This is a genomic window from Nocardiopsis sp. NPDC055824 (assembly GCF_053616335.1).
Genome location: NZ_JBSHDN010000209.1, coordinates 1 through 10,791 on the forward strand (window position 1 = coordinate 1; position 10,791 = coordinate 10,791).

General features: G+C 75.0%; 7 protein-coding genes and 1 pseudogene. 6 read left to right on the forward strand and 2 right to left on the reverse strand.

The features are described 5' to 3' along the window. Nucleotides 1-37: 37 nt before the first annotated feature. Both ACWGL3_RS27420 and thrS read right to left on the reverse strand, forming a co-directional pair. On the reverse strand, nt 38-1,093 hold the full coding sequence (locus ACWGL3_RS27420) for an exonuclease domain-containing protein (protein ID WP_267950026.1): 1,056 nt from the start codon (nt 1,091-1,093) through the stop codon (nt 38-40). 174 nt (nt 1,094-1,267) lie between these two features. Beyond that, a pseudogene (gene thrS / locus ACWGL3_RS27425) lies at nt 1,268-2,524 on the reverse strand (threonine--tRNA ligase); the annotation flags it as partial. 488 nt (nt 2,525-3,012) lie between these two features. On the opposite strand from thrS, the gene ACWGL3_RS27430 reads away from it, so the two are divergent. The 6 genes from ACWGL3_RS27430 (at nt 3,013) to guaD (ending at nt 10,752) form a co-directional block, all read left to right on the forward strand. Continuing rightward, on the forward strand, nt 3,013-4,269 hold the full coding sequence (locus ACWGL3_RS27430) for a DUF418 domain-containing protein (RefSeq protein ID WP_267950025.1): 1,257 nt from the start codon (nt 3,013-3,015) through the stop codon (nt 4,267-4,269). 188 nt (nt 4,270-4,457) lie between these two features. Next, nucleotides 4,458-5,375, forward strand: a complete 918-nt coding sequence (locus tag ACWGL3_RS27435) for an ATP-binding cassette domain-containing protein (protein ID WP_267950024.1) — start codon at nt 4,458-4,460, stop codon at nt 5,373-5,375. Beyond that, nucleotides 5,372-6,241, forward strand: a complete 870-nt coding sequence (locus ACWGL3_RS27440; RefSeq protein ID WP_267950023.1) for an ABC transporter permease — start codon at nt 5,372-5,374, stop codon at nt 6,239-6,241. The genes ACWGL3_RS27435 and ACWGL3_RS27440 overlap by 4 nt, the downstream gene beginning before the upstream one ends. Nucleotides 6,242-6,270: 29 nt before the next feature. After that, a complete protein-coding gene (locus tag ACWGL3_RS27445; protein WP_452461955.1) occupies nt 6,271-7,545 on the forward strand; it encodes a sensor histidine kinase in 1,275 nt (424 codons plus the stop codon). Beyond that, nucleotides 7,526-8,170 carry a response regulator transcription factor gene (locus ACWGL3_RS27450; protein WP_267950021.1) on the forward strand — a complete coding sequence of 215 codons (645 nt, stop codon included), beginning with the start codon at nt 7,526-7,528 and terminating at the stop codon, nt 8,168-8,170. Before ACWGL3_RS27445 ends, ACWGL3_RS27450 begins: the two co-directional genes overlap by 20 nt. 260 nt (nt 8,171-8,430) lie before the next feature. After that, entirely contained in the window at nt 8,431-10,752 is a 2,322-nt protein-coding gene (gene guaD, locus ACWGL3_RS27455) for a guanine deaminase (RefSeq protein ID WP_267950020.1), read from the forward strand. Nucleotides 10,753-10,791 lie beyond the last annotated feature (39 nt).

Sequence of the window (10,791 nt, forward strand, 5' to 3'; positions counted from 1 at the left end):
GCTCCGCCGTTCCCGCGGGAGCACGGCCCGGCGCCGGTCAGGGGCCGGCGGTGGTCATCCCCAGCAGGGCCAGGAGTTCGTCCTCGGTGACGAGGTCGATGCGCTGGCCGCGCTCGCGGTAGGCCTCGGCCTGGCGGTGCTTGGAGGTCTTGCCGGTCCCGTCGTGGCCGCCCAGGACGAGCACGTCGGTCTTCCGGGTCACGTTCTTGGCGGGGCGCCCGCCCGCCTCGGCCACGCGCCGCCACACCTCGGGCTTGTCCATGGAGGCCAGGTCGCCGGACACGCACACGGTGCGCCCGTACAGGGGGCCGGCGGGGTCGGCGTCCGGGGAGGGTTCGGGGAGCGGTGTCTGGGCGACCCTCTGCCACCTGCTGAAGCGGTCCTCACCCGCGACGGGGCCGGGAGCCGTCGCCGCGCGGGCGGGCGCGGACGGGCCGCCCGCCGCACGCGCGGCGGAGGCCGGGGGCTGCGCGGCGGTCCCCGCCCCCACGGGCAGGGCCTCCTGGACCGGGAGGGCCCCGGCCGCCTCCACCCGGCGCAGGTCCAGGCGGGCGGCGCGGGCGAGGTCGGCGAGGGAGGAGGTCCCGTAGCGGGTCATGGCCGCGATCATGATGCTCGCGGCGGCCTCGGCGTCGGCGTCGGCACGGTGGTGGTGGAGCACCCGGTGGCCGATGTGGGCGCACACCGTGGGCAGCTTGTGGTCGGGCAGGTCCGCCCAGGTGCGCCTGGACAGCGCGAGCGTGCACGCGTACTCCCACGCCGGGTGGGACAGCCCCGTGTGGGCGCAGGCCTGGCGCAGCACGCCGATGTCGAAGGCGGCGTTGTGCGCCACCAGCGGGTCCCCGTCGGCGAACTCCACGATGCGGGCGTGCGCCTCGGGCCATCCGGGGGCGTCGGCGACGTCGGCGGCGGTGATGCCGTGCACGGCGATGTTGTGCCGCGAGAAGAAGTCCACCTGCCGGGGCGGCCGGATGAGGGTGGTGAACCGGTCCACGACCGCGCCGTCGCGGACGCGCACCAGGCCGACCGCGCACGCGCTGCCGCGGTCGTGGTTGGCGGTCTCGAAGTCGATCGCGGTCCAGGTGTGGGACACCACGTGCCTCCTGCAACGTCCGGGGAACGGGTCGAGGCTACCCGGGCGGGGGCCCCGGCGGGGACAGAACGGTCGTCCCGGGCGGCCCCGCCCCTGCGGCCCGCCCCCGGAGGGGCGGTCCGCGGCGCCCCGGGCCCCGGCCCCTCGGCGGGGGCCGGGACGGCGGCGACACGGTCAGGGGGCCGCGTCCCACAGGTCGGTGCGGTGCGCCCCCACCAGACCCCGGACCCGTTCCAGGACCTCCGCCGCCGGCAGCGGGTCCAGGCGGCGGCCGTCGCGCAGGCGCAGGGCCACGGTCCCCTCGGCGGCCTCCCGCGCCCCGACGACCGCCTGGTAGGGCACGAGCCGGGCCGCGCGGATCCGCGCGCCCAGGCTGCCCCTGTCCGGGGGGCTCACCCGGGCCCGCAGGTCCAGCTCCGCGCACCTGCGGGCGAACTCCCCGGCCTCGGCGCCCTGGTCGTCGCTCACCGGCAGGACCTCCAGCTGGACGGGGGCGAGCCAGGCGGGGAACACGCCCCCGTGCTGTTCGATCAGGTGGGCCACCGCCCGCTCCACACTGCCGACGATGCTGCGGTGGACCATGACCGGCCGGTGCCTCGCGCCGTCCGCGCCCACGTAGTGCAGGTCGAACCGCTCGGGCTGGTGGAAGTCGACCTGGACGGTGGACAGGGTGGACTCCCGTCCCGCGCCGTCGGCGACCTGGACGTCGATCTTGGGCCCGTAGAACGCGGCTTCCCCCTCGACCGCCTCGTAGGGCAGGCCGGAGTCGTCCAGGACCCGGGCGAGCAGGGCGGTGGAGCGCCGCCACAGCTCGGGGGAGGCGACGTACTTGCCTCCCGGTCCGGGCAGCGACAGCCTGTACCGGGCCGGGGTGATCCCCAGCGCCCGGTAGGCCCGGCGGATCAGCTCCAGTGCCGCCCCCGCCTCCGCCCCGACCTGCTCCGGGGCGCAGAAGACGTGCGCGTCGTTGAGCTGGATGGCGCGGACCCGGGTGAGTCCGCCGAGCACGCCCGAGGGCTCGGACCGGTACATGCCGCCCAGCTCGGCCATGCGCAGGGGGAGCTCCCTGTGGCTGCGCGAGCGGGACCGGAAGATCACCGCGTGGTGGGGGCACAGGCTCGGCCGCAGGACGAGCTGTTCGGAGCCCTCCCCGCCGGCGCCCCGCGCCCCCGGCTCCATGGGCGGGAACATGTCGTCGCGGTAGTGCGACCAGTGCCCGGAGATCTCGTAGAGCTCCCGCTTGCCCAGCACGGGCGAGTAGACGTGCTGGTAGCCCGCCCTCCTCTCGACGGTGCGGACGTACTCCTCCAGCGCGTGCCGGACGGCGGCGCCGTCCGGAAGCCAGTAGGGAAGGCCCGAGCCGATCAGCGGGTCGGTGCCGAACAGCTCCAGCTCACAGCCCAGCTTGCGGTGGTCGTGCATGGCGGTCTCCTCGCGTGGGTGGAGCGAGTGGCCGCACGGCGAAGCCCCGGGGCACTCGCCCCGGGGCTTCGAACAAGACGTCTGTCAGCGCGCCGGGACACTCTCCGGCGTCGTCGTCATGGCAGCGCGCTTCATGGCGACGACGGTAGCAGATGCGCCGGGCTCCGCAGCCCCCTCCGGTACGGGGCGGCGGGCACCGGGAGGGCCCGGCGGTGCGGACCGCGCCGGCCGGCCGCGAGGACGTCCCCCCGCTCCCGGGGAGCGGCGGAACCCGCCCCTGGGGCCAGCCCTGTGCCGGGGGGAGGAGGCAGGGGCCGAACGTGCCCGCCGGACCGGAAGTCCTTCGACGGGAGCGGGGGCCGGTTGGTAGGTTGCGTTCCGGCACCCCTTCAGGCCGACCCCTGCCCCGCGTCCCTCCAGGTCGGACGGATCGCCCCGTCTCCAGGCGAAGCGGGCCCGGTACGGCCCCTTCCCGTCGTCCCCGCACGGGAGTTCCCATGAGCGCGTCACCCCCCGGCCCGCCATCGGCGGGCGGACCCCCCGAACGGCCCCCTGGCCCGCACCGGCCGACCCCGGTCGCCCAGCGGGTCCTGGCCCCCGACCTCGCCCGCGGCCTCATGCTGCTCTTCATCGCGCTGGTCAACGTCGGCCACTTCCTCGACCAGCCCTACGACGCGGAGACCGCCACCGGCGCCGCCGACCGGGCGGTCACCCTGGTCCAGGCAGCGCTGGTCGACAGGCGCGCCATACCGCTCTTCGCGTTCCTGTTCGGCTACGGCACCGTGCAGCTGCTGCGGCGCCTCGACCCCCGGGGCGACGCCTGGGCCGGCGCCCGCCGGATCCTGAGGCGCAGGGGGATGTGGATGGTCCTCATCGGGCTCGTCCACGGTGTCCTGCTGCTGCCGGTCGACATCATCGGTACGTACGGACTCACCCTCCTGCTGTTCGCCGGGCTCCTGCGGGCACGGGACCGCACCCTGCTGGCCGTCGGCGCGGGCGTCATCACCGCCTACGCCGTCCTCCCCCTCGCCTGGGTGCTGGTGTCGCTGGCACAGGGGCCGGGACCCGGTCCCCAGGGCGAACCGGCCCTGACCGCGGTCGCCGTCGCGCAACGACCCGAACCGGTCGCCGCCCTGGCCGAGGCCCTGGCCGCGAACTTCACCGAATGGCTGCTCTACACACCCGTCACCATGCTGATGTTCGTGGTCCCCCCGGCCGCGCTGGGCGTCTGGGCGGCCCGCCGCCGCGTCCTGGAGGAGCCCGAGCGGCACCGCGCGCTGCTCCGGGGCACCGCCGCGGGCGGTCTGGGCCTGGCCGTCCTGGCGGGGCTCCCCCACGGCCTGGTCGGCGCGGGCCTCCTGGACACGTGGGTCTCCACCGACGCGCTGAGCCTGCTCCAGGAGTTCACCGGGCCGCTCGGGGGTCTGGGCTGGGCCGCCGTGTTCGGACTGGCCGCCGGGCGGGTCCTGGAGCGGGGGGCCGAGCCCTCCGGGCTCACCCGGGCCGTCGCCGCCACCGGCCAGCGGTCGATGACCTCCTACCTGCTCCAGTCGGTGGTCTTCACGGCGGTCTTCTCCCCCTTCGCGGGAGGGCTCGGGGGGAGCACGGGCGCCGCAGGGGCCGCCGCGGTGGCGCTCCTGACCTGGATCGCGACCGTCGTCCTCTCCGAACTCCAGAGGCTCACGGGTCACCGGGGTCCCGCCGAGACCCTGCTGCGCCGCCTCACCTACGGGGAGCGCCGACGGGAGCGCTGACCGCCTAGCCCCGGTGGACGCCGCACCCGGTTCCGCCGCAGGACGGGTCGGCCGGAGCCGGGGCGGCCCGCCGGGCGGCGCACCCTGCGGAAAACCGCACCCCCGGCCGACGGCGCACCCCATGGCCGCGCAGGACCCCCGCTCCCTACCGTTGTCCCACCGCCGACAGCCGAGACGACAGGACGACCATGATCACCCTGCAAGGACTGAGCAAACGCTACGGGGACACCGTCGCCGTGGACTCGCTGGACCTGGAGGTCCGGCCGGGCAGGGTCACGGGCTTCCTGGGGCCCAACGGCGCGGGCAAGAGCACGACCATGCGGATGATTCTCGGGCTGGACCGCCCGACCTCGGGGCGGGCCCTGGTCGACGGGCGCCCCTACCGGGAGCTGGACCGGCCCCTGCACCACGTGGGCGCCGTCCTGGACGCCCGGGCCGTGCACCCGGGACGCAGCGCCCGCTCCCACCTGGTGGCACTGGCCCGCACGCACCGCATCCCCGACCGGCGGGTGGACGAGGTCCTGGACACCGTGGGTCTGGCCGGGGCGGCGCGCAGGCGCGCGGGCGCCTTCTCCCTCGGCATGGGCCAGCGGCTGGGCATCGCCGCGGCCCTGCTGGGCGACCCGCGCCTGCTCGTCCTCGACGAACCGGTCAACGGCCTGGACCCCGACGGGGTGCGCTGGGTGCGCGACCTCATGCGCTCGATGGCCGACGAGGGGCGCACCGTGTTCGTCTCCAGCCACCTGATGAGCGAGATGCAGCTGACCGCCGACCACCTGGTGGTCATCGGACGGGGGCGGCTCATCACCGACGCCCCCCTGGCCGAGGTGCTCGACAACAGCGCGTGGAGCGCCGTGCGGGTACGCGCACCCCACCCCGAGGACCTGGTCACCGCCCTGGAGGCGGAGGGCGCCGGCGTCGAGCGCCCCGGCGCGGGAGAGCTGGTCGTGACCGGCGTGCCCATCGAGCGGGTCGGTGAGCTGGCCCACCGGGCGGGGGTCGCCCTCCACGAGCTGAGCCCCCGCGAGGCCTCCCTCGAACAGGCCTACAGGGAACTCACCTCCGACAGCGTGCAGTACGCGGCGCCGACGGGAGGCCGACGGTGACGCCCTCCACCCGCTCCGGGCCCGCACCGGCCGCCGCACGGCCCGACCGGCCCGCCGGCCCGGCGCGCGCCGTGTCCGACCTCGCCGCGACGGCCTCCTCCGAGTGGGTCAAGCTCCGCTCGGTGAGGTCCACCTGGTGGGGAGCGGCCCTGGCCCTGGGCCTGTCGGCGACCGTCGCCCCCCTGACCGCGGTGGCCACCGTCGGCAACATGCAGCAGGACCGGATCCCCTCCGCCGACGTGCCCGCCTCGGAGATGGCGGTCTACGCGGCCGTCTGGGCGGTCCAGTTCGCGGTCATCGCCCTGGCCCTTCCGGTGATGACCTCCGAGTACTCCTCGCGCTCCGTCCACCCCGCGCTCCAGGCGGTCCCGGCCCGGGTACGCCTGCTGGCGGCCAAGACCGTGGCCCTGATGTCGTTCGTGTTCGCGTGCGGCCTGGTCACGGGAACAGCGGGCACGCTGACCGCCCACCTGGTCATGCTGCACCCGCTGATCGAGGGGTACGGAACGCTGGACCCGGCCGGGGCAGCCGCGGACGTGGTGCGCCTGTCGGCGTACCTGGCGCTGGTAGCGGCCCTCACCCTGGGGGCGGGAACCGCGCTGCGCTCGGCCGCGGCGGCGTTGGCCGCGGTGTCGGCGCTGCTCTTCGCCCTGCCCGCGGTCCTCGTGCTGCTGGGCGGCCGGACGGGGGTGTACGTCGCCGAACGGCTCCCCCTGTCCGCGGGCGTGTCGTTCGTGGACAGCGCGTTCGTGATGGGGCGGTCCGAGGCCGCCCTCACACCCGGCGCCGGGGGGATGGTACTCCTGTGCTGGGCGGCGGCCGCCCTGGCGGCGGGGGCGCTGGTGCTCACGCGCCGGGACGCGTGAGACCGGCACGCCGGATACGGGGAGCGGGCATGGACGAGTCGGGCGGCGCACGGGGGACGGCCGGTCTCCGCGCCCGTGCGGGGGCGGCGGCCGTGCCGCTCGGACGCGCGGCGGGGGAGTTCACGGGAACGGTCCTGGGGCTGGTCACCGCCGCCCTCACCCTCGTGTGGGCGGCGGTGACCCTGCTGCTCCTGGCCGCCGCGCTGGTCCGGCCCTCCGCCCGTCCGCGGACGCGGGACGCGCTCTCGCGGTGGACCGGGAAGCTGTGCGACCTCGACCTGGCGCGGCTGGAGCGGTGGACGGGGTGCGCGGTCCGGGCCCGTCCCGGCACGGCGCACCGCGCGGCCTACCTGCTCCTGCGGCTGCCGCTCGCCCTGGTGTGCGGTTATCTGGCGCCGTCGGCCGCCCTGCTGGTGGCGGTGTTCCTCGGCGGGGCCGCTCTGGAGGCCGTCACGGGGACCGGGACCAGCGTCCCGGTGTCCCTGCCCGGTGCGCGGCTGTCCGTCTCCAGCGTCAACCTGGGGCTGGCCGTGGGGCTGGTCGTCCTCGCCGCGGTGTGGCTGGTCGCGGCGCTGGCCTCCGCCGTCGACCGCTCCCTGGCCCGACGGCTCCTGGGCCCCAGCCACGAGGACCTCCTGAACCGCCGGATCGACGAGCTCACCCAGACGCGTTCGGGCATCGTCCGCGCGGTGGACGAGGAGCGCCGCAGGATCGAACGCGACCTGCACGACGGGGTGCAGCAGCGGGTCGTGGCCCTGGCGATGCTGCTGGGCCGGGCCCAGCGCGGCACCGACCCCGAGCGGACGGCGGGGCTGCTGCGCGAGGCCCACACCGAGTCCCGGATCCTGCTCGACGAACTGCGCGAGGTGGCCTGGCGGGTCTACCCGACCGCCCTGGACACCCTGGGGCTGGAGGCGGCGCTGACCGAGGTGGCCAGGCGCAGCCCGCTGCCGGTGGCGGTGCGCTCGGACCTGCCCGCGCCGCCACCGCGCGAGCTGGCCGCGGCCGTGTACTTCGTGGCACGCGAGTCCATCACCAACGCCGTCAAGCACGCCGGGGCCGGTGAGGTGATCGTGCACGTGGACGGCCGCGGCGGAGTGCTGGACCTGCGGGTCCTCGACGACGGCCGGGGCGGCGCGGACCCGGAGGGGAGCGGTCTGACGGGCCTGGCGCGACGGGTCCAGGCCCTGGACGGGACACTGTCGGTGCACAGCCCCGCGGGCGGGCCGACCACGGTGCACGCCGCCCTGCCGCTGCCCGACGAACAACGGATACGGAGCCCCCATGCGCCTGGTGATCGCTGACGACTCGGTCCTCCTGAGGGAGGGCCTGGTACGGCTGCTGGAGGAGGAGGGCCACCAGGTGGTGGCGGCGGTCGGCGACGCCGAGGCCCTGCTGGAGGAGGTCGCCGGGCACCGGCCGGACGCGGCCGTGGTGGACGTGCGGATGCCCCCGACCCACACCGACGAGGGGCTGCGCGCGGCCCTGCGCATCCGCGCCGAGCACGAGGGGGTGGCGGTGCTGGTGCTGTCGCAGTACGTGGAGCAGCGCTACGCCGCCGAACTGCTCGCCGCCGCCTCGGGCCGGGTCGGCTACCTGCTCAAGGACCGGGTGTCGGAGGTGGGGGAGTTCCTGGACGCCCTGGAGCGGGTCCGGGCCGGAGGGGCGGCCTTCGACCCCGAGGTGGTGCGCCAGCTCCTGGCCCGCACCACCCACGCCGACCCCTTGGCGAGGCTGACCCCGCGCGAGCGCGACGTCCTGGAGCTCATGGCGCAGGGGCTGAGCAACACGCTGATCGCCCAGCGCCTGTTCGTGTCCCTGAGCGCGGTGGAGAAGCACGTGAACGCGATCTTCGACAAGCTGGAACTGGGGCACGCCTCCGGGTACAGCCGCCGGGTGCTGGCGGTGCTGCGCTACCTGGGCACCTGAGGAACGGCCGACGCGCTCGCGCCTGGGCGGCGCGTGTGCCCGGGCCCGCCCGTGCCGCCGCCATCCGGCGACGAGCACCGCCGATGCCGAAACAGCCCCCCTGCCTGCGACAACGCCGGTCAGGGGGAGTTTTCCGCCGGTGACCTCCGGGTACTCGCGGTGACGGACCGAGCACCCGAGCGAGGAGCGGACATGGTGCGCGACGCCGCGAGAAGGCGCGAATCCGACCGGCGACCGGGACCCCGAGGGGGTGGTCGGGCATGAACGCCGTCACCACACCCCCGGAGGCCGGCGGTGGCTGCGGCGCCGTCACGGCGGTCCGCGGCTCCCTGGTCTGGTTCGGCGAGGACCCCTTCCCCACCTCCGGCGAGGGGGCGCTGGAGTACGTGGAGGACGGCCTGCTCGTCTGCCGGGACGGCAGGATCACCGCGGCGGGGGAGTACTCGGACCTGGTGGAGAAGCTTCCCGTCGGCGCCACCGTCGTCCACCACCGGGACAAGCTGATCCTGCCGGGGTTCGTCGACCCCCACGTGCACTACGTGCAGACGCGGATCATCGGCGCCTACGGCGACCAGCTCCTGGACTGGCTGCAGAACTCCGTCTACCCCGAGGAGGCCCGCTTCGCCTCCAGGGCCTACGCCGAACGGTTCGCGAAGCTCTTCTGCGAGCAGATCCTGCGCAACGGCACCACCACCGCGCTGGTCAACTGCGCGACCTACCCGGTCTCGGTCGACGCCCTGTTCGAGGAGACCCACCGCAGGGGGATGCGCGTGGCCGCGGGCAAGGTCCTCATGGACCGCAACGCCCGCCCCGACCTCCTGGACCCCTCGCCCCGGCAGGGCTACGAGGAGTCCGAGGCGCTCATCCGCAAGTGGCACGGCGTGGGGCGGAGCCTGTACGCGGTCACCCCGCGGTTCGCCGTGGCCTGCACCGGCGAGATGCTCCGCCTGGCCGGGAAGCTGTGGCACGAGCACCCCGGCACCCTCATGCAGACGCACCTGGCCGAGAACACGGACGAGGTCGAGGAGGTCCGCCGGCTCTTCCCCGACCGCAAGGACTACGTCGACGTCTACGAGCACTACGGCCTCCTCGGGCGCGGGGCGGTCTTCGCCCACTCGGTCCACCTGGAGAAGCGCGAGTGGAAGCGCCTGTCGGCCACCGGCAGCGGGGTGGCGCACTGCCCCACCTCCAACCTGTTCCTGGGCAGCGGGCTCTTCTCCATGCGCGACGCCAGGCACCGCAAGCGCCCCGTACACACCGGCCTGGGCACCGACGTGGGCGGGGGCACGAGCCTGTCGCTCCTGCAGACCATGGGCGAGGCATACAAGGTGGGCCAACTCGGCCATGTGCCCATGGACGGCACCAAGCTCTTCTACCTGGCCACCCTCGGCGGGGCCGAGACGATGGGCCTGGAAGGGGTCATCGGCTCGCTCGCGCCCGGCCACGAGGCCGACTTCGTGGTCCTGGACCCCTCCGCCACCCAGTTGCTCGCCGCGCGCACCGCGGAGAGCGAGACCGTCGACGATCTGCTGTTCGCACTCGCGACGCTGGGCGACGACCGGGCCGTGGCGGCGACCTATGTCGGCGGCCGAGTCGCGCACGAGCGCAGCCCCTGTCCGGACCCCAAGCCCCGGCGCTCCTCCCGCCGCCGCTGGAACAGGTCGCGGAACAGGGAGCTGCGGTGGCTCAAGTTCGAGGAGGGCACGGGCTGGTCCAAGGACCTGGAGGTCCCCGGCGCCTGGTCGCCCCACGGCCCCGGCATCGAGGCGTACAAGAGCCTCCTGTACTGCCTGCACCAGGACACCGCCGCCAACCCGTTCCTGTGGTGGGACGTCTACGACAAGGAGACCGGGGCCTGGAGGGGCGACCGGGAGATCACCGACGTGCTCGGGAACCGCGTGCCCAACCACGGGCAGCCCGCGGTCTCCCACGCCAACGACTTCCTGTACTGCGTCCACCACCGCGACGTCTCCGACACCCGCCTGTGGTGGTCGCGCTACAACATCGAGGGCCCGGAGCCGGGCTGGTCGGCCGACCAGGTCGTGAAGGAGCCCGGCGGCCGGGAGGTGAGGGCCACGGGCGCCTCCCTCACGGTCTACGACGGCCTCCTGTACTGCGTCCTCAGGCGTGAGGACAGCACACTGCGCTGGCTGAGCCACGACACCGGGACCAAGGCATGGAGCGCCGAGAGCGACGTGCCGGGAGGGTTCACCTCGTCGCGCACCCCGGTGGTGGAGCGCTTCAAGGACCACCTCTACTGCGTCCACGACCGCGGGGACGACCAGCTCCACTGGATGACCTACAGCAGCGTCTCCCGGAGCTGGAGCGGGAGCCGGCGCATCGAGGACCCGGACGGCAACCCCGTGCGCACCTCGTACGCCCCGGCGATCGCCCGGTACAACGACCACCTGTACTGCGTCTTCCACCAGGAGGACTCCGGCGGGTGGGGGCGGCTGTGGTGGACCCGGTACGACGAGGGGAAGGGGTGGAGCCGGCCGGAGCGGGTCGGGGCCGCCATCTCCTCGGCGGGGTTCGACGTCTCCGCCTACCACGGTCCGCTGTTCTGCGTCCACCGGGGCTGAGGCGTCCCGCGTCCCGCACCGGTCGATCGGCTCCGGAGC